General features: G+C 66.1%; 19 protein-coding genes, 2 tRNA genes and 1 other RNA gene. 13 read left to right on the forward strand and 9 right to left on the reverse strand.

Annotated features, from left to right (window positions below; all coding sequences use genetic code 11):
* Positions 1–26: 26 nt before the first annotated feature.
* Positions 27–99: transfer RNA gene (locus QNO03_RS03605), tRNA-Arg, on the reverse strand.
* Between the two features lie 181 nt (positions 100–280).
* On the opposite strand from QNO03_RS03605, the gene QNO03_RS03610 reads away from it, so the two are divergent.
* The 5 genes from QNO03_RS03610 (at position 281) to QNO03_RS03630 (ending at position 4000) form a co-directional block, all read left to right on the forward strand.
* Entirely contained in the window at positions 281–1108 is an 828-nt protein-coding gene (locus QNO03_RS03610; protein WP_289601922.1) for a DUF4397 domain-containing protein, read from the forward strand.
* Between the two features lie 88 nt (positions 1109–1196).
* Positions 1197–1856 carry a class F sortase gene (locus QNO03_RS03615; protein ID WP_289601924.1) on the forward strand — a complete coding sequence of 220 codons (660 nt, stop codon included), beginning with the start codon at positions 1197–1199 and terminating at the stop codon, positions 1854–1856.
* Positions 1857–1918: 62 nt separating this feature from the next.
* The gene (locus QNO03_RS03620) at positions 1919–2491 is read left to right on the forward strand and encodes an RNA polymerase sigma factor (protein WP_289601926.1); all 573 of its coding nucleotides are present in this window, start codon (positions 1919–1921) and stop codon (positions 2489–2491) included.
* Positions 2472–3236 (forward strand): anti-sigma factor, encoded by a 765-nt coding sequence (locus QNO03_RS03625; RefSeq protein WP_289601927.1) that lies wholly within the window; start codon positions 2472–2474, stop codon positions 3234–3236. Before QNO03_RS03620 ends, QNO03_RS03625 begins: the two co-directional genes overlap by 20 nt.
* Before the next feature lie 26 nt (positions 3237–3262).
* On the forward strand, positions 3263–4000 hold the full coding sequence (locus QNO03_RS03630) for a M50 family metallopeptidase (protein WP_289601928.1): 738 nt from the start codon (positions 3263–3265) through the stop codon (positions 3998–4000).
* A 14-nt stretch (positions 4001–4014) separates the two neighbouring features.
* On the opposite strand, the gene QNO03_RS03635 is transcribed toward QNO03_RS03630, so the two are convergent.
* Positions 4015–4434, reverse strand: a complete 420-nt coding sequence (locus tag QNO03_RS03635; RefSeq protein WP_229948811.1) for a DUF3224 domain-containing protein — start codon at positions 4432–4434, stop codon at positions 4015–4017.
* Positions 4435–4552: 118 nt separating this feature from the next.
* Here QNO03_RS03635 and QNO03_RS03640 point away from each other — a divergent pair, with 118 nt between their 5' ends.
* Positions 4553–5818, forward strand: a complete 1266-nt coding sequence (locus QNO03_RS03640; protein WP_229948814.1) for a glycosyltransferase family 87 protein — start codon at positions 4553–4555, stop codon at positions 5816–5818.
* Here the strand turns inward: QNO03_RS03640 and mptB are convergent.
* On the reverse strand, positions 5781–7322 hold the full coding sequence (gene mptB / locus QNO03_RS03645; protein ID WP_289601931.1) for a polyprenol phosphomannose-dependent alpha 1,6 mannosyltransferase MptB: 1542 nt from the start codon (positions 7320–7322) through the stop codon (positions 5781–5783). The two genes, QNO03_RS03640 and mptB, sit on opposite strands and share 38 nt — an antisense overlap.
* 366 nt (positions 7323–7688) lie before the next feature.
* On the opposite strand from mptB, the gene QNO03_RS03650 reads away from it, so the two are divergent.
* The 5 genes from QNO03_RS03650 (at position 7689) to QNO03_RS03670 (ending at position 10984) form a co-directional block, all read left to right on the forward strand.
* The gene (locus QNO03_RS03650; protein ID WP_289601933.1) at positions 7689–8180 is read left to right on the forward strand and encodes a hypothetical protein; all 492 of its coding nucleotides are present in this window, start codon (positions 7689–7691) and stop codon (positions 8178–8180) included.
* A gap of 51 nt (positions 8181–8231) precedes the next feature.
* The gene (orn, locus tag QNO03_RS03655) at positions 8232–8834 is read left to right on the forward strand and encodes an oligoribonuclease (RefSeq protein ID WP_283995882.1); all 603 of its coding nucleotides are present in this window, start codon (positions 8232–8234) and stop codon (positions 8832–8834) included.
* Positions 8835–8974: 140 nt separating this feature from the next.
* Positions 8975–9050 (forward strand) — tRNA-His (locus QNO03_RS03660).
* Between the two features lie 165 nt (positions 9051–9215).
* Positions 9216–10373: an acyl-CoA dehydrogenase family protein gene (locus tag QNO03_RS03665; protein WP_229948820.1), complete on the forward strand. Its 1158-nt coding sequence runs from the start codon at positions 9216–9218 to the stop codon at positions 10371–10373.
* Positions 10374–10411: 38 nt separating this feature from the next.
* Positions 10412–10984 carry a peptide deformylase gene (locus tag QNO03_RS03670; protein WP_289601934.1) on the forward strand — a complete coding sequence of 191 codons (573 nt, stop codon included), beginning with the start codon at positions 10412–10414 and terminating at the stop codon, positions 10982–10984.
* Between the two features lie 95 nt (positions 10985–11079).
* Here the strand turns inward: QNO03_RS03670 and QNO03_RS03675 are convergent, their stop codons facing one another.
* The 3 genes from QNO03_RS03675 to rnpB form a co-directional block, all read right to left on the reverse strand.
* Positions 11080–12543 (reverse strand): glyceraldehyde-3-phosphate dehydrogenase, encoded by a 1464-nt coding sequence (locus QNO03_RS03675; RefSeq protein WP_283995883.1) that lies wholly within the window; start codon positions 12541–12543, stop codon positions 11080–11082.
* Between the two features lie 110 nt (positions 12544–12653).
* On the reverse strand, positions 12654–13967 hold the full coding sequence (locus QNO03_RS03680; protein WP_289601936.1) for an MFS transporter: 1314 nt from the start codon (positions 13965–13967) through the stop codon (positions 12654–12656).
* A 126-nt stretch (positions 13968–14093) separates the two neighbouring features.
* Positions 14094–14497: RNase P RNA component class A (gene rnpB, locus QNO03_RS03685), an RNA gene on the reverse strand.
* Between the two features lie 88 nt (positions 14498–14585).
* Here rnpB and QNO03_RS03690 point away from each other — a divergent pair.
* Positions 14586–15350, forward strand: a complete 765-nt coding sequence (locus QNO03_RS03690; RefSeq protein ID WP_289601938.1) for a YaaA family protein — start codon at positions 14586–14588, stop codon at positions 15348–15350.
* Here the strand turns inward: QNO03_RS03690 and QNO03_RS03695 are convergent, their stop codons facing one another.
* The 3 genes from QNO03_RS03695 to QNO03_RS03705 all read right to left on the reverse strand — a co-directional run bounded on the left by QNO03_RS03695 (position 15351) and on the right by QNO03_RS03705 (position 18054).
* The gene (locus QNO03_RS03695) at positions 15351–16322 is read right to left on the reverse strand and encodes a reverse transcriptase-like protein (RefSeq protein WP_229948830.1); all 972 of its coding nucleotides are present in this window, start codon (positions 16320–16322) and stop codon (positions 15351–15353) included. It lies immediately after the preceding gene.
* A gap of 3 nt (positions 16323–16325) precedes the next feature.
* Complete coding sequence (locus QNO03_RS03700; protein ID WP_229948832.1) at positions 16326–17066, reverse strand: zinc ribbon domain-containing protein; 741 nt, start codon at positions 17064–17066, stop codon at positions 16326–16328.
* A gap of 67 nt (positions 17067–17133) precedes the next feature.
* Positions 17134–18054, reverse strand: coding sequence for a Nif3-like dinuclear metal center hexameric protein (locus QNO03_RS03705; RefSeq protein ID WP_289601941.1), 921 nt, complete (start codon positions 18052–18054; stop codon positions 17134–17136).
* Positions 18055–18183: 129 nt separating this feature from the next.
* Between QNO03_RS03705 and msrA the strand changes: the two genes are divergently transcribed.
* The gene (msrA, locus tag QNO03_RS03710; protein ID WP_289601942.1) at positions 18184–18708 is read left to right on the forward strand and encodes a peptide-methionine (S)-S-oxide reductase MsrA; all 525 of its coding nucleotides are present in this window, start codon (positions 18184–18186) and stop codon (positions 18706–18708) included.
* Positions 18709–18742 lie beyond the last annotated feature (34 nt).

Consider the following 18742-nt stretch of genomic DNA (forward strand, 5'->3'; position numbering starts at 1 on the left):
GAGGACAACCGGCCCAAACTGCAAAGTGCCCCCGGCGCGACTCGAACGCGCAACCTACGGATTAGAAGGCCGTTGCTCTATCCATTGAGCTACGGGGGCAACCTCACGATGATACTACGGCGACCCCATCCTGCGTTTCGGACCGCCCGGCGGACGGCGTTCCGCAACCATGCGAAAAGAACTCCAGCCTGTCTGCATCCAAGACGGACCCCCCGGAAGTAATAGGGGTGTAAGTCACAAACCCGTACCGATGGGTGCGGCAGATCAAGGAGCTCAGACCATGCGCAAGACCGCTACCGCTCTTACGGCCCTCGGCCTAGGTACCGCCGCAGCCTTCTCCGCTGTACCGGCATCGGCAGCCGACACGGATATGGCAAAACTGTCGGTACTGCACGGCGTACCGGACACCCCGGTGGACGTGTACGTCAACGGCACGCTTACCCTGGACGACTTCATGCCCGGTGAACTTGCCGGGCCGCTGGACCTGCCCGGCGGGAACTACCAGCTCGCCATCACCGCCGCCGATGCCACGGATGCATCCGCCCCGATCATCGGCCCGGTATCTGCGGATCTGGCAGCGGGAGGAAACTACACCGCCACGGCCAACCTCGATGCCTCGGGCAGCCCGACGGCGAATTTGTTCACCAATGACACATCGGCCGTCGAAGCGGGCAAGTCCCGCCTGACCGTCCGGCACGTAGCGGCCGCTCCCGCCGTCGACGTCCTGGCCGGTGGAACGCCGGTCATCTCCGGCCTGACCAACCCCAATGAGAAGGCGCTGACAGTCGACGCCGGAACAGTCTCTGCGTCGGTCGCCGCAGCGGGCACCACGACGCCGGTGATCGGTCCGGCGGACCTGGCCCTGGCCGAAGGCACGAACACGATTGTCTATGCGTGGGGCTCACTTGAAGCGGGAAACCTGGCCCTCGCCACCCAGACCATCGAGGGGATGCACTCCGCACCCCACGCGGTGCCGGGTGCCATGGAGCAGGTTACCCAGTCCGGGGATGACCAGGCCCTGAGGGCGGCTGCTGCCGCCGGCGGCGTTGCACTGCTCGCCCTGGGTGCCGCCCTGCTCCGCCGCCGTTCCGCGGTCAGCGGCAGCTAGCAGCACCCGCCCGATCCCCCCGGTGCTGCTGCGCACCCCCTTTCCGCGCGGCAGCACCGGGGCCCCTTTCTTTTCCGGAGGTCCATCCATGCCCCTTACCCCCCTGCGGCGGTTCGCAGCAGCGGCCACCCTCTCTGCGGCCGTCCTTGCCGGAACTGCGGCGTGCGGCGGCACCCCCGAGGCCGAATCCCCGCCCACCTCCATTTCGGCGGCGCCAGCATCCGCCCCGCCGTCGGCGCCGTCCGGAGCCCCCGCCACTGGGATACCCGTGCGGCCGGCCGTACCCACCCCTGCGGAAGACGTTCCCGAGCCCGTCCGGGTGAGCGTGGAGGGAACCGGTATTGAGCTGGAGGTCATCCCCGTGGGCCAGGAAACGAACGGCGCCATGACACTGCCGGACAACCATTACCAGGCCGGTTGGTACCGCTACGGTCCGGCACCCGGCTCCTCCCGCGGAGCGGCGGTGCTGGCAGCCCATGTGGATTCCCGGACCGAAGCACTTCCCATCGCTGACCTGGACGATGTTCCTGCCGGCACCCCCGTCACCGTGACCCGCAGCGACGGAACGGTCCTGCGCTACACCACCGAGAAGGTGCAGAACATTCCCAAGGCCTCACTCGACGAATTCAACCTCTTTGACCGCGACGGCGCGCCGCGGCTGGAACTGGTTACCTGCGGCGGGAAATGGCTGGAATCCGAGGGCGACTATGAAGACAACGTTGTGCTCACCGCCGTACCCGTACCATAGTGGCAACCCCAGAGAGCTGCCGGGTACCGGAGGCAGCCGAGCACGGCAGGAGAACGGCACTGATGCCCACGGGCGCGCCAGAGAACGACGCCGCGATGGACTCTGCCTTCGCGGCGGGGGACGAAGCAGCGCTGGCCGAGGCGTACCGCCGCTTCTCACCCCTGATCCGCGCGCTGGCGCTGCGCAGGCTGCTCGATCCGGGCGCGGCCGACGACGCCGTTCAGGAAGTGTTCATCCGGGCCTGGAAATACCGGGACACCTACGCACCTGACCGATCCACCCTGGCCGCCTGGCTGGTCGGGATCGGCCGGAACGTGGCCGCCGGCATGGCCATGGCAAGGGCCCGTTCCTCGGAGACCCTGATGGAAACTCCGGAGACCGGACGGGCCCAGCTTCCACCCGCCGGCCCGGATCCCGATGGTGTGGCGGACCGTGTGGTTCTCGACGCCGAACTGGCCAGGCTCGGGGAACCACAGGGGTCCATCCTCCGCCTGGCCTTCCACGAAGACCTGACACATCAGCAGATATCGGAAACACTGAAACTCCCGTTGGGTACCGTAAAGAGCCACATCCGAAGAAGTCTTGTCCAACTCCGGCAGCGATTGGAGGTCAGCGATGCAGCATCTGCCACCTGAAGCGCTGGCCCTGTGCGCCCTGGGCGAGGCCGGCCCCGAAGACACTGCCCATCTCGACAGCTGCACCGAATGCACTGCCGAGGTCACTGCACTGCAGCGGGTAGTAACCGCTGGAAGGGCACCGGCTGCTCCGGAGGCACTCCCCCGGCCGCCGTCGCAGGTCTGGGCAGGCATCCACGACCGGCTTGGGCTCAGCGATGCCGCCCGCACTGATCCATTTGAGGCGGCACCCTGGAATCCGGCCCCGCCGGTCGAAGCGCCGACCACCTCTGGGGCTTCCCCGGTACCGCTGGATTCCGTCCGGAAGCGGCGGGAGAGGCGGCGGCTGCCTCAGATCCTCGGCGCCGCGGCCGCGGCGGTGGTGCTGGCTGCCGCCGGCACCTGGGGCATCTCGCGCATTGTGGCGGACCGGACCGAGACGATCGCCGCGGTGGACCTGGATCCTTTGCCCGCGTACTCGGAATCGGGCCGCGCCGAGGTGGACCAGCGGTCCGACGGCGGCCGCGAGCTGGTCGTCACGGCAACCGGTTCCGGCGCGCAGGGGTTCCGCGAGGTGTGGCTGATCGCCCCCGACGTCGAGCGGATGGTCAGCCTCGGGACGATGGAGGGGACGGAAGGCCGGTTCACCATCCCGGCTAACCTTGACCTCGATGAGTACCCAATTGTTGACATCTCCGACGAGCCTTTTGACGGCAACCCCACGCACTCCGGGGATTCGATCCTCCGCGGCGTCCTTGACCCCTAGGGTTTCCACGCAGCGCCTGGCCGGCCGTGGCTGAAGCGCTGGACGTCGCCGCCGAGTGGTGGTCCCGGGCCCTGGCCGGCTTCGGCCGTGTTCCCGCTGTGGATCCGGATGCCCGGGTGCTGTTGCTGATTACAGCCCTAGCCGCCCTGCTCAGCATCCCCCGGGGAACCTGGCGGTGGTTCGGGCTGTTCGTGACCTTCGTCCACGAACTCGGCCACGCCTTTGCCGCCCTGATGACCGGGCAGGTGGTCAAGGGCATCCGTCTTCGCTTCGATCATTCCGGCGACATGCGGTCCCTGGGCCGGGGCGGGTTCCCTGCAGCGTGGGCCGGCTTCTGGGGCTACCCCGTACCGGCCGTGGTGGGTACTGTCCTGGTCCTTGCCGCCCTTGGCGGCTGGTCCGGGGCAGCACTGTCCGCCAGTGCCCTGGTGCTGCTCGGTGCGCTGCTGTTCATCCGGAACGGGCAGGGATTCGTGATCGCCTTTGGCTGCGCCGGGATTTCGGTACTGCTGGTCTGGTTCGCGGCCCCGCCGGTGGCCGGCTATGTGGCCATGTGCACCGGGATTGCGCTCCTGGTCGGGGCGGTCCGGGACTGGGTGAACCTGCTGGGCGTACACACACGCCGGCGCCGGAACCTGGAAAGCTCCGACGCCTACATCCTCTCCCGGCGCACCGGGGTTCCTGCCGTCGTCTGGCTGGCGGGGTTCGCCCTCGTGATCGCCGCTTCGCTGGCTACGTCGGCCCTCGCCTTCCTGCGCGGATAATCCCGCGCGGGCGCCTAGGCCTGGGGAGCGGGGAAGGTCACCCGCAGTTCGAGCCGGTGCTGGCCGTCTTCTTCCTGGGTATAGATGGCCTTGCCGGCAATGCCGGCGAGTCCGTCGGTGCCGGAGCCCGGGATGATGTGCCCGGAGCTCGCCGTGGCTGTGCCCTCGGCGAGGCCCCAGTGCTGGATGACCATGGTCCCGGAACGCCCGGCAATGGTTCCGGCGAACACCTCGGAGCCGACATAGCCTGCGCCCACGGAATTTCCGGCCATGATCAGGTCCGCAACACTGGTCCCGGTGATGTCTCCTTCGAAGATTTTCACTGCCCGGACCGTGGAGAGTTCGCTGTTGGTTCCTTCCACCTGGTACGGGGTGGGTTCCCACTCCGAAACGTCAAAATCCGCCACAATTACTTCTTCAGTTAGGTCGGTCATTACTTCAGTATCCCGTGTCCGGGCGCGGATTGCATGCCGGGTGTGTGGCTTGGGTAGCCTTATCGCTGTGCCCGGACGCGGCACGGCAGCGGATTTACCTAAGGAGCACCACCCTCGCATGACCCGGAAACCGGCTTCCCTTCGGCAGTGGGCACTGCGCCCGGCCACCCTCTGGACGGTCTTTGCCGTAGTCCATCTGGGCTTCCTTGCCGCCCTCGCATCGCGCATCCTGAACGGCGATGTCCTCAGCGATGTCGGCTTCTACCGGCGCTGGGCGTTCGAGGGACTCCAGGACGGCCACTGGGTCGGAATCGACGCCGGCTGGGTTTATCCCATCGCCGCCCTGGTGCCGATGGTCCTGGCCGCGGTCTTCGGCTACGGCGGCTACCAGTTTGCCTGGTTCCTGCTCTTCACCGCCCTCAACGCGTGCGGGGTGGCTGTCCTGAGCCGCCGTGCGGGGTCCCGGGGCACCGCGGCGGCGTATTGGTGGCTGGCCGTTACCTCCCTGCTGGGGCCGGTTGCCGTGGGACGGGTGGACGGCCTGACCGCACCCCTGGTGATCATGGGCCTGCTGTTCCTGGCCGCCCGTCCGGTACTGGCCTCCGCACTGCTGGCAGTGGCAACCTGGATCAAGGTCTGGCCTGCCGCCGTTATCCTGGCGGTGCTCGTTGCGTGGAAGAAGCGCCTCACCCTGCTGGCCACGGGTGCCGCCGTGTCGGCGGTGATCGCTGTAGCCGTGGCGGTTTCCGGCGGCCTGCCCCACCTGCTGAGTTTCTTCGGTGAACAGGGTGCCCGGGGCATGCAGATGGAAGCACCGTTCACGACGCCGGGTCTCTGGCAGGCGATCCTTGGCTCGTCGGATGCGCACATCTACGAAGACAAGATCATCAACACCCGCGAAGTCCGCGGCGCCCTGGGCGAGCCGGTGGCCGCACTCATGACGCCGCTGCTGGCACTGGCTGCCCTCGCCGTCGTCGGGCTGCTCATCTGGGCCCTGCGCCGCGGCGCGGATCCACGTGCGCTCCTGATCTCCGGGTCACTGGCCCTGGTCAGCGCGTTCATTGTGTTCAACAAGGTGGGCTCGCCGCAGTTCATGCTGTGGCTGGGTGCGGTGGTGGCCGTCGGACTGGCGTGGGAGGGCCGGTCCTGGAAGGTGCCCGGGATGCTGATGCCCGCCATTGCGGCGTTGACCACGCTGGTGTATCCGATGTTCTACTCGGCTCTGTACAACGACCTGAATGTTGCCGTGGCCCTGCTCCTGACCGCCCGCAATATCCTGCTGCTGGTGCTCTTCGGCTGGTCGCTGGCCCGGGTCATCCGTCTGACCCGGGCGGGCGGCACGGCGCTTAGTGCGTCCGCAGTTCGCCCGGAGCGGGCGCCGTAAGCCGCTTGCGGAACAGGACCTTGGTCTTGGGGTCCACGAAGATCAGGTAGAGGGCGAAGCCCAGCGCGGTGACTGCGGCAATCTGGCGGGCCGCGCTGAGGCTGAACTCAAAGTAGGGCCAGATATCCAGCTGGTCGCTGATGGCGTAGACCATAAAGAACGAAACGAAGAGGTAAAGCGTCTTCGCCTGCCAGTCATCGCGGAGGCCAGTCACCGCGAACAGCGGGATGAGCCAGACGACGTACCAGGACTGGATCATCGGTGCCAGCATCACGATGGCCGCGAAGGCCAGTGCCAGGCGCCTGATCATGCGGCTGTGCTGCCCCACGAACATCTGCCACAGCACAATGGCCACGGAGGCCAGCCGCCCGATGGTGTGCACGATGTCTGCCAGCGTCCAGCCCGGCAGTCCGAGGGCGTTGCCTAACGTGGCCACCAGCATCCCGGCAAAGCCCACCGGGGCGTACCAGATCCAGACACTGCCCGGCGTACTGAGCGCCCCCACCCAGCCGAAACCGAAGCCGTTGATCAGGCCCATGACCCACAGCAGCCCCAGGGAGATGCCGGCCGTCATGGCCCAGTAAGCGAATTTCCGCCGCCACGACGCATTCTTCCCGGCCCACAGCAGGCCGATGAACGGCAGGAAGATAACGGTGATGGGCTTTATGCCGATGGACAGGGTCACCAGCAGGATCCCGGCCAGGGAACGGTTGGTCGCGGCCAGGTAGAGCCCGGCCAGGGCCAGGCCGATCATCAGCGCATCGTTGTGGACGGCAGCGATGAAGTTCACCAGGAACAGCGGGTTGGCGGCGGTCAGCCACAGTGCCCGGTTCGGGTTGATGCCGTGCAGCTCGGCCAGCTTCGGCACGAAGTAGACACAGAGCGCCACGCCGATCAGCGCAATCACGCGGAACAGCAGGATGGAAAACTCGGGCTGACCGCCCGTGATCCGTACCACCAGTTCCTCGATCCAGAGGAAGACCGGACCATACGGGGTGGGGCTCTGCGCCCAGAGATCATCCGCACCGAGCTGCAGGTAGTTGGAGATCTGGGAATAGCCGTCCTTGTACGGATTGAGTCCGCTCACCATCACCAGGCCCTGGGCGATGTAGGCGAAGACATCACGACTGAACAGCGGCAGCGTGAAGCACATGGGAGCGGACCAGGCGATGACTGCGCGCAGGACCACGGGCCGGGATTCCGGGCCCCACCCCTTCATCCGCTGCCCCAGGCGCAGCCAGGACCGCACCAGGAGCATCCCGCCCGTTGCCAGCATCAGGACGGCTGCGACGGCGCCGACGGGCTCGTCGAAGCGCATCCAGATAATCAGCGGATTGCTGCGGAGATCGACTGAGGCAAGCGAAAGCCAGCCCACTCCAAACGAGCCGACAAGCATCAGAAGGGACCCGATGAACCCCTGCAGGATCGCAATATTGGGGCGGTCGGCTTTCGCTATCTCCGGGCCCGGAGACGAAGGCTCAGTCGCTGGGACCTGGGCGGTCATCTACGTGGTTCCAATCTCTGGGTAAAACACTTGTCCTGCGGGCCTGGCAGCAGTCAGGGTCCGGTCGCGGAGTGAATGCCGGCACAGGAATGCCCGGGTACCTTCAACAGGCTGATATTAGCACCGCGGCCTGCGCCTCCCCCGGAGATACCCCGACTCGGCCGCTGTCAATGCTGTGAGCCGGCGCACGGTCGCATAGACTGGAATTTCTGTTGTGATAAACGAAGCAAGGCGGTATTGGCTGTGGGGCGCCACCGGGCAGAACCTGTTAGGACCAGCAAACACCCAAGGAGACGGGCCGAGGCTGCACAATCGGCGTCCCTGCAGGCAGTGAAGCCGGCACCGGGTCAGAAATTGAAGCAGGCAGTGAAGCAGGAACGCAGTCACGAACTGCTGGCCTGGGGTGCCTTCCTCACCGTGGTGGCCACCGTGGCCATGCTGTGGGTGGGTGTGCCGTACGGCGGGGTCACATCCGCTTCGGCTCTGTTGCTTTTCGCTTTTGCGCTCAGCTGGGCGCTCACTCCCCCGCGTCCGACGGCGGCCGCCGCACCTGCTGCGGAGCGCCTGCCGGCACCAGCCCTCCGCGCGGCCGCTCCGGTCCGCACCGCAGCAGCCCCGCTTCACCCCGCTGTCTCCCACCCGGCCCGCATCCGCACCGCGCCGCACGGCCGGCGGGCCGCCGTTGCTCCGGTGTTCCACGAGATGCCCGCAGAGCCAAGCCGCTGGACCCGTACATTCGGGCCGCCCGACACCGGCCAGATCCCCCTGCAGCCCTACCTGAGCGGTATTCCGGCCAGCTATGCCACCGCCGATGCCGGGCTGCCGGACCGGCGCCAGCGCAGCCACTCCAGCCTCTAGTTCCGGAGCCGCCGCCCGGAAGTGTCCGTGTGGAAGCGGTACATTGGACACGTGCCAATAACAAATGAACGTATGGTCTGGATCGACTGTGAAATGACCGGTCTGGACATCAAGAACGACGCCCTGATCGAAGTGGCTGTCCTCGTCACGGACTCCGAGCTGAACATCCTCGGCGACGGTGTGGACGTGGTCATCAAGCCGGACGACGCCGCACTGGCGCAGATGGGCGACTTTGTGCGCCAGATGCACACCACCTCGAAGCTGCTGGATGAACTGCCGAACGGCATCACCATGGCCGAGGCGGAGGCCGCCGTCGTCGAATACATCACCAAATGGGTCCCCGAGCCGAAGAAGGCCCAGCTCGCCGGCAACTCCGTGGGAACGGACAAGATGTTCCTGGCCCGCGACATGCCGGAAGTCATCGACTACCTGCACTACCGGATCATTGACGTGTCCACCATCAAGGAGCTGGCCCGCCGCTGGTACCCGCGGGCCTATTTCCAGGCTCCGGCCAAGAGCGGCGGACACCGCGCCCTCGGTGATATCCGCGATTCGATCAACGAGCTGCGCTACTACCGGGAAGCTGTCTTCGTTCCCGCCCCGGGACCGGATTCCGCCACGGCCAAGAAGATCGCCGCCGGGATTTCGGGTTAGGTCTGTCACAATCGGGCCTCCGGTGGCCGGGTGTGTCAGAAGCACTCAAAAAACCGTGTAAGCTTGATTCCGCTGCCTCAGATAAATGAGTCCGCAAGACCACTCGCCTGGACTTCGCGGATGAACGTTTGAGGCACATGGTGGGTATAGCTCAGTTGGCAGAGCGCCTGGTTGTGGTCCAGGAGGTCGCGGGTTCAACCCCCGTTACTCACCCCAATGAGGCTGGCAGTTCCAGCTTCCAAAGGCCGCCTCGGATTAGTCCGGGGCGGCCTTTTATGTTTGTCTTTCACTGTTAGCGGCACGGTGCGCACGGCGCCCACGGGTACCGGCCCGTGCCGGACCTGCTGCGCCTGCGCGTGGCTTATCAATGAGGAGGCCGCCTTGGACCGCAGACTGTTCGAAGAGGACCATGAGCTGTTCCGGGACGTCGTCCGGGAATTCGATTCCCGAGAAATCGCTGCAGCATACCCGGACTGGGATGCGGCGCACATGATGCCCCGCGGTCTCTGGAAGGCCGCCGGTGAGCAGGGCCTGCTCGGACTGGCCGTCCCGGAAGAGTTCGGCGGCGCCGGTATGCCGGATTACCGCTTCCGAGCCGTGATGGATGAGGAATTCGCCCGGAACAACCATCTCGCCGTCGGGCTGGCCTTCCACCTCCACGATGACATGGTCCTCCCGCACCTGCTTGCCTACGGCTCCGACGAGCTCAAGGAACGCTGGCTGCCGGACATGGTCTCCGGGGACAAGGTCACCTCCGTTGCCTGGACCGAGCCCGGCGCCGGAAGCGACCTGCGCGGTATCCGCACCAAGGCGGTCCGGGCCGACGACGGCGGCTGGAGGCTGAGCGGCCAGAAGACCTTCATCGGCAACGGCATCAGCGGCGACGCGTCCCTGGTTCTGGCCCGGACCGACGGCAGCACCGGCCGCGGGATGCGCGATTCCTTCAGCATGTTCATGGTGGAGAAGACCGAGGGCTACAGCACCGGCCGGCAGCTGGACAAGATGGGCCTGAAAGCGTCCGACACGGCGGAGCTGTTCTTTGACGACGTGTACGTTCCGGCCGGAAACCTCGTGGGCGAAGTCGGCCGCGGGCTGGAGTATGCCGAGGGCCAGCTCCCCCAGGGCCGGCTGGCCATCGCCGTCGCCTCCTCCGCCGTCGCCCGGCAGGTCTACGAAGCAACACTGGAGTACACCAGGAACCGCAACGCCTTCGGGGAACGGATCACCGACTTTCAGAACAGCCGGTTCGTGCTGGCCGACATCCTTACCGAGGTCGAAGTCACCGAAGCCTATGTCGATTCCGCCATCCTCGCCTTCAACGAGGGGAAGCTGGACGCCGTCTCGGCCGCCAAGGCCAAGCTCTGGGCCAGCGAACGCGCCAAGTCCATCACGGACCGCTGCCTGCAGCTGCACGGCGGCTACGGCTACATCCTGGAATACCCGGTGGCCCAGGCCTTCCTGGCGGCCCGGCTGTTGACCATCTTCGGCGGCACCAGCGAAATCATGCGGGAAGTCATCGGGCGCGGCATCGCACGCTGAGCCTGATCCCCGCATATCACCACGAGAGAAAGACAGTAATGACCGTTCGTCCCATCGTCATCCATGGAGAACCCGTTCTGCACCGCCGGGCTGCCGCCGTGGAAGAGTTCAACGAAGAACTCCGCACCCTGGTTGCCGACATGTACGAGACCATGGACGTGGCCAACGGGGTGGGCTTGGCTGCCCCGCAGATCGGCGTCGGCCTACGCCTGTTTACGTTCGACTACGCGAACGACGACGACGCCCCGGACCGCGGCGTTGTCATCAACCCGACCCTGATCACCTCGAAGGTCCCGGGCTCCGCCCCCGATCCGGACGAAACCTCTGAAGGCTGCCTCTCCGTTCCCGGGGAGAACTTCCCGGTCAACCGCGCGGACTGGGTCAAGATCAGCGGCTTTGACGAATTCGGGGCGCCGGTCGAGTTCGAGGCGACCGACTGGTTTGCCCGCGTACTGCAGCACGAGTACGACCATCTGGACGGCAAGCTCTACGTCGATCGGCTCAACGACCGGTGGAGCCGGAAGGCGCGGAAAGTCATCAAAGCCCAGGGCTGGACTGTTCCGGGCAACACCTGGATGCCGGGCGTGGATCCGGACCCGTTCGGGCACTGACACCACTGCCCCAAAAAAGCAGCACAGGCCCGCAGGATTCCTCCTGCGGGCCTGTGCTGTCCTAACCTGTCTGGATGCCCCAGCCGGGCCTGCTGCTAGCCGGCGATGGCGGCCAGCGACTCCGCCTTCGGGAAGGCCGGCGGATTGACGCGTGCCATCTCCTCCAGCACCCGGACGACCTGGCAGCTGTAGCCGAATTCATTGTCGTACCAGACGTACAGCACGAGGTTTTTGCCGTTCGAGATGGTGGCCAGTCCGTCCACGATCCCCGCACGCTTGGAGCCGACGAAGTCGCTGGAAACCACCTCGGGTGACGCGATGTAGTCGATCTGCTTGTGCAGCGGCGAGTTCAACGACGTTTCGCGCAGGAACGCGTTCACTTCGTCCCTGGTGGTGGCGTTCTCCAGGTTGAGGTTCAGGATCGCCATGGACACGTCGGGGGTGGGGACCCGGATGGCGTTGCCGCTGAGCTTGCCCTCAAGCTCGGGCAGGGCCTTGGCCACTGCCTTGGCCGCACCGGTTTCCGTGATGACCATGTTCAGCGCCGCCGAGCGCCCGCGCCGGTCGCCGTTGTGGAAGTTGTCGATCAGGTTCTGGTCATTGGTGAAGGAATGCACCGTTTCAACGTGCCCGTTCACAATGCCGTATTTGTCGTTGAGGACCTTGAGCACCGGAGTGATGGCGTTGGTGGTGCAGGAGGCGGCCGTAATGATGCGGTCGTCGTCGGTGATGGAACCATGGTTGATTCCGTGCACGATGTTCTTCAGGCTGCCCTTGCCCGGAGCGGTCAGCAGCACCCGGGACACACCCTTCGCTGCAAGGTGCCGAGAGAGTCCCTCCTCGTCGCGCCAACGACCGGTGTTATCCACCACCACTGCGTCGTTGATGCCGTACGCGGTGTAGTCCACTGTGGCGGGATCGTTGGAGTAGATGACCTGGATGAGCGTCCCGTTCGCGAGGATCGTGTTGTTTTCCTCGTCCACCGAAATGGTGCCGTTGAAGGCACCGTGGACGGAATCCCGGCGCAGCAGGCTGGCGCGCTTGACGAGGTCGTTTTCCGAACCCTTCCGGACCACGACGGCGCGCAGCCGCAGGCCGCGTCCGCCGCCTGCCTTCTCCACGAGGATCCGGGCGAGCAGGCGTCCAATCCGGCCGAAGCCGTAGAGCACGACGTCGGTACTGGTCCTCTCGTCCGCGCCGCGCTTACCGGCGACGTCGGCCAGCTCGGTCCGTAGGAACTCCTTGAGATCCCCTCCGTGTTCCTTGTACTTGTTGCCCATCCGGGCCAGGTCCACGGACGCGGCGCCCAGTTCCAGCTCGCTCAGCGCCAGCAGCAGCGGATAGGTTTCGGCCACGGGCAGTTCGGTCTCGTCGATCTGGCGGGCAAATCGGTGGGCCTTCAGGATGTCGATCACCGATTTATTGACGAGCGGACGCCCGTACACCGAGGTCACCACGCTGTTTTCCCGGTAGAGCCGTCCGATCAGCGGAATCATGGCCTCGGCGAGGGCCTCCCGATCCATCCAGGCGTCAAGGCACGTATCCGAATTGGAGCTCACAGAACTTCACATCCTTCTATCAGCCGGCACTGCGTTGTGCCGGTTGGCGGTAGTCCCTCCCAGTGTATTAGGTCACAAACTTCCCACCCGTATCTCTGGGGAGAGAAAGGTCACATCTTCGCGGAGTGCCGTCCGGTCGTGGCAGGGCTGGCTGCCGGAAGCTCCGGCCGGTCCGGCTCCAGTTCGGCAAGGTCCCGGATCCCGCGCAGCGGGCCGAACGCAGCCACCAACGGCGCCAGGGCAGCCACCAGGATCCCCGTCAGGATGGAACCGCGGATACTGAGGAATTCCACCAGCAGGGCGGCGGCAAAAGCAGCTACGGCCAGCATCCCCCAGCTCACCATCCGCTGGGCAGAACCGAGGCGGCCAAGCATCTGCGGCGGGCAGACACGCTGGCGGAACGCGGTGGCGACCACAATGTTCAGGGAAATCGAGAAGCCTGCGACAAAAAGCCCAACGAATCCGACCGCCATCCCCCAGCCCGGGGAGATGAACAACAGGCTCGCGTAACCTGCCACGGCGGGAAACATCGAATAGCGCCAGACCCGGCCGGAGCCGAATCGGTCGGCCAAGCGTTTTACTGACAGTCCGCCCACGGTGCCTCCCACGGCGGTGGCCGCGGTGAGCAGGCCCAGCATGCCGGGCGATTCCCCCAGCGACCGGAGCACGAGCAGAACCAGCAGCGAGTTGACGATGTTTCCGCCGAGGTTCCACAACGCGCCGGTAATCAGCAGCATCCGCAGGGCCAGGGTACTGAAGATGTACCGCACCCCCTCGGCCATCTCCTTCACCACGTGCCGCTTCTCCGCACGGCCGGGACGGGGTTCGGTAATGTCCAGGCGCAGGACCGCCGCCAGGGAAGCAAATGAGGCCGCCACCTGGAGAAGCAGCGCATTGGAAGCACCCCAGGCGTCGGTGACCCAGCCGCCCAGTGCCCGCCCGCCGGCGTCGCCCAGTGCACCGGAACCCGTCATCAGCCCGTTGCCCTCCACGAGTTCCTCCCGGTCCACTGCCTGGGGCACCAGCGCCTGCTCCGCAAGGGTGAAGAACACCGCTGCCAGACCAGCGCCGAAGGACACTACGAACAGCTGGGTAACTGTCAGGAGCCCGAGCCACCAGGCCACGGGCAGGCTGGCGAGCAACAGGGTCCGTACGGCGAGTGAGACCACGATCAGGGGCCGGCGCCGCTGCCGGTCCACCAATACGCCGATGGGCAGGGCAAACAGGAGCCAGGGAAGGAAGGCCATGCCGGAGAGGACGGCAACTGTGGCATTGGAGGCGTCCAGTTCCATGACCGCGATGACGGGCAGCGCAACACTGGTGACGGCCGTGCCGAAGATGCCGGCGGTCGACGAGATCCACAACCGCCGGAAGTTGGCGTTTCTGATAACCAGTGGCCTTGCGGCCGCCTTGGTCTTGGACATTGCCACAGAATAGCCCAGCACCCGGGAAATGCGATCCGTCAACGTACCAAACAGTGAACTTTGCGCTAAAGCGTGGCTAACGCGCGTTCTGCGGCAGCCGGGCGGAATGTTCGGCGGAAGGATGGGTGGACGGGCTGGCCGATAAGCCGGGTTTTGTACGCCCGGACCGTTACCGGACCGGGGCGGCAATCATCCATCTAGGACCGCCGTTGCCGGCGGCCTCAAGCGGCCTACCCGGACACATCGGGCGGGCAGCCCTCAAACGTGTCCTGTATGGCCTTGCTCCGGGTGGGGTTTACCTAGCCGTCCCGGTCACCCGGGACGCTGGTGGTCTCTTACACCGCCTTTTCACCCTTACCTGCTCAGGCTGCAAAGCAGCCCGGGCCGGCGGTTTCTTTTCTGTGGCACTGGCCTGCGGGTTTCCCCGAGTGGGCGTTACCCACCACCCTGCCCTGTGGAGCCCGGACTTTCCTCGGCGGCAGCGGATGTCCCGAAGGCATCCGCACCGACGCGATTGCCTGGCCAACCCGTCCATCGTCAACTCTACCGTCCCGCGGGGTCCGCCCCGTCCCGGACGGTGTTCCGGAACCCGCCGCCCGGCTCGCGTAGGATTAACCGGTGCTGATCCTGCTCCCGCCCTCCGAAGGAAAAACGCCCGCGCCGACAGGAGCCGCCCTGGACCTGTCCCGGCTGCATTTCCCGCTGCTGTCCGAACCCCGCTCCCTGGTGCTCAAGGCCCTGGCCGAAGCGAGCAGTTCCGGCGACGCCCTCTCAGTTCTGGGCGTGGGGGCGACGCTGGCACCGGAAGTGCGCCGCAACACCACTCTGGAGACGGAACCCTGTGCGCCCGCTCACCGGGTCTACACGGGCGTGCTGTACGACGCATTGGGCTACGCGACGCTTTCCCCCACGGCGCAGCGGCGTGCCGATGACGCGGTGCTTGTGATGTCCGCACTGTGGGGTGCCCTTGGCTTTGCTGATCCGGTCCCGGCCTACCGGCTCTCCATGTCGGTGCGGCTGCCGGAAACCGGCCGGCTCGCCGCTTTCTGGAAGCAGCACCTCACGGGCCCGCTGGATGAGTATGCGGGGAACTCCCTGGTGGTTGACTGCCGCTCCAGCACCTACGCGGCTGCCTGGTCACCGGATCCCCGGAACACGGCGGCGGTCAACGTGTTCTCCGTGCGCAACGGCGAACGGAAGGTTGTTTCGCATTTCGCCAAGCACACCCGGGGCGAGCTGGCCCGCCACCTGCTCGAGCGGGCCGGTGTGGAGCCGGCTACGCCTCAGGAGCTCCTGGCTGCCGCGCAGGAAAAGTGGGACGCCGAGCTGGTGCCTCCGGCAGGCCGGAAACCGTACCAGCTCAACGTCATCCTGCACGGGTAACTAGCCGGCGACCAGTTCCACTTCGAAGCCTTCGTCGTTTTCGAGGTATGCGGCGTAGTGCTCCGCTCCCCCGGCGTGGGGATGCCGGTCCGCGAACAACAGGGTCCAGCCGTGGCTGGACGCACGACGGGCCAGGAGCTCGACGTCGGCCTCCGAACCGGCACGGAACGCCAGGTGGTTCAGGCCCGCCCGTTTCCGGGAGTAGGGGCCGCGTTCGACGTCGGGCCCGGACTCGAGCACGATGTACCCCTCAGCGCCCTGCCAGCTTCCGCCGGTGGACCAGGTTTCCTTCCGGACGTAGCCCAGCCGCTCCAGCAGCCAGCCGAGGGATTTCTCCGCCGCTGCGAAGTCATTGACCCAGATCTCCGTGTGGTGCAGCCGTCCCGTGGGAGCGGGCGCAGGAGCCGGAGACGCAGCCGCTTCCAGTACGGCTGCGGCAGCCGCCGCCTTGGTGTCTGCGCCTGCGCGCGGCTTCCACGGAATTCCGGCGGTTCCGGCATCCATCGCTTCGTTGGACAGCCGGTCCGCGTCCTTGTTTAACTCGCGCGGAATCCACTGGTACTTAACCCGCTGCGGATTCACGATCGAACGTGCCTTAGCCGCGAGCTTCTGCATATCGGCGTGCTTGATCTTCCAGCGGCCGCTCATCTGCTCGACGACCAGCTTGGAATCCATCTTGGCCAGGATCCAGCAGTCCGGGTCGATGCTGTGCGCCAGCTCCAGGGCGGCGATGAGGCCCGAATACTCCGCGACATTATTGGACACGCGGCCTACGTATTCCGCCTTCTCGGCGAGGATGCGGCCGGTGTCGGGATCGCGGACCAGGGCGCCGTAGCCGGCGATTCCCGGATTGCCGCGCGAACCGCCATCCGCTTCGACGATGAGGGTACGACGGGGTCCGCCGGCCGGGACGCGGGCAACCTCAGCTTCGGCGCCGGAGTCCGGCTCCGGCTCCGGGTCAAACAATGTCACTTCTCAGCTGCCCCACTCGGCGGAGCGGACCAGGATGCAGCCCGAATCCGGACAGAACACAATGTCCTCATCGGCGGCCTTACGGATATCAGCGAGGTCGCCGGGGCTCAGCTGCATGCCAGAGCCTTCGGACGTGCCGTGGAACAGGCGGGCAGCGCCGATACCGTGCTTGGAAAGGGTCTTTTCGTACACCGCCAGGAGGGCCGGTTCGAAGCTGGCGGCGAGTTCTCCGCGCCGGGCTTCAGCGTCTGCGGTGTCGGTGCCGATCACTGCCAGCTCGGCGTCGCGCTTTTCCTCCAGTTCCCGGCGCTTGGCGTGCAGGGCACCCAGGGCCTCGCCTGCCTCGGCCTCGCGGGTGCGGGCTGTTTCCAGCCGTTCCATCACGTCGAGTTCAACGTCCTCCAAGTCGGACCGGCGGCGTTCGAGGGAAACGATCTCCGCCTGCAGGGCGGTGAGCTCCTTGGAGCCGCCCTTCCCGCTGTCCAGGTGCTGCTGGTCACGGGCCATCCGCGCGACGACCGAAGCTACGTCCGCTTCGGCCCGCGCCAGTTCGCGTTCAATATCGGCGACCTCGGTACCGGCGGACACGCGTGCGCTTTCGGCGGCGGCTACGGCATCGCCAAGGGACGCGATCTCGGGATTGTTGCTAACGTTGCGGGCCTGGTTGCGCAGGGACTTGATCCTGCTGTCCAGGGCCTGCAGATCCAGCAGCCTCAGCTGCTCCGCGGGCGATGCTTTTGCCACCGAATACCTCCGTGTATATCCGGACCTGCCTGGCCCGGCTCTCCTAAGCCTATGCCACTGGAGGGGATCACTTCAGCCCGGGAGTAAGTACGAAGTCCCATGGATCGGTGTTGACTCCGCTGACGCGCACGTCAGCGGCGAAGCCCTGGTCCGTGAGGACGTTTTCCAAGGCGTTCGCAGCGGGTGTCAGCCACAGCCATTCGCTGCCGAAGTGGGACACATCGATGAGGTACGGGCGGCCGTTGCCGGTGGCGGCACGCTCCCGCAGTTCCGACGCCGGGTGGTGGCGCAGGTCCGCGGTGACATAGACGTCCGCCTGCTGGGCACGCACGGCGTCGAACAGGCCGTCGCCGGCACCTCCGCAGACGGCGACCCTGCGGACCAGGCCGTCCGGGTCCCCGGCAACCCGCACGCCGCCGGCGACGGCGGGCAGGATGCTGAACACACGTTCCGCGAAGTCGGCCAGGCTGAGCACCTCGGGCAGGTCGCCGACCCGGCCGATCCCCTCTTCGGGCAGTCCTTCGGCGGCCGGCACCAGCGGGGCAACGTGCCGCAGGCCGAAGGCATCGGCCAGGACATCGGATACTCCCCCGACGGCGCTGTCGCCGTTGGTGTGCACTGTCAGGAGCGCGCAGCCGCCTTCGATCAGGCGGTGCACGGCCTCGCCCTTGAAGGTGCTGGCGGCGACGGAATTCACCGGCTTCAGCAGCAGTGGATGGTGGGTCAGGAGCAGGTCCGCGCCCCATTCGAGGGCCTCGTCGATGACTTCCCTGGTGGGATCAACAGCGAACAGGATCCGCCGTACCTCCCGGTCGACGCGTCCGGACACCAGGCCGGGAGCATCCCAGCCCTCGGCCAGGGATTCGGGCCAGAGTTCTTCGGCTGCCAGCAGTACATCGCCCAGGGTAGGCACGTCGGCCTCGGGTGCCTGAACCTGGTCCTCGGGTATGTCCGCGCCGGAGCGCTCGTGGGGGGAATCCGCTTCCATAGCTCTAGTTCTACCCTGCGGCTGTTGCCCTGCTCAATTCCGGCGCGCCTGCCGTGATGCAGGGAACAGTCCCCGGGCCCCTTGCCGGGCGCCGGGAATCAAAGCGGTCCCGGGCGCATTGTTATAGGCATGATGACTTACGTATTAGGCGGAGGCTGCTTCTGGTGCCTCGATGCTCTCTACCGCAAGGTCCGCGGCGTAACCGACGTAGTTTCCGGCTACACCGGAGGCGCGGCCGAGAACCCGGACTATGACAGTGTGAGCGCCGGGATCACCGGGCACGCAGAGGTGGTGGCCGTGACTTTCGATGAGGAGATCATCCCCTCCGAAGTCATTTTGGACATGTTCTTCTCGCAGCACGATCCCACTACCCTGAACCGCCAGGGTTACGACGTCGGCACCCAGTACCGTTCGTCCATGTTCTACGCCGATGAGGGCCAGCGCAGTGATTTCGACGCCGCCGTCGAGCGGGCACGGGAGAACTGGAAGGATCCGATCGTCACCGAGATCGTGCCCCTTCCGCGCTTCTACCCGGCGGAGGACTTCCATCAGGATTTCTACGCAAAGCACCCCGGCCAGGGCTATTGCCAGGTGATTATTAATCCGAAACTGGCCAAAGCGCGCAAGTATTACTCCCAATGGCTCCAGGACTAGGCCGCTGCATCCACGCCGATAGGCTGGAACGGAT

Origin of the sequence: Arthrobacter sp. zg-Y877 (assembly GCF_030373105.1) — a bacterium.
In the GTDB taxonomy this organism is placed as follows: Bacteria; Actinomycetota; Actinomycetes; order Actinomycetales; family Micrococcaceae; genus Arthrobacter_B.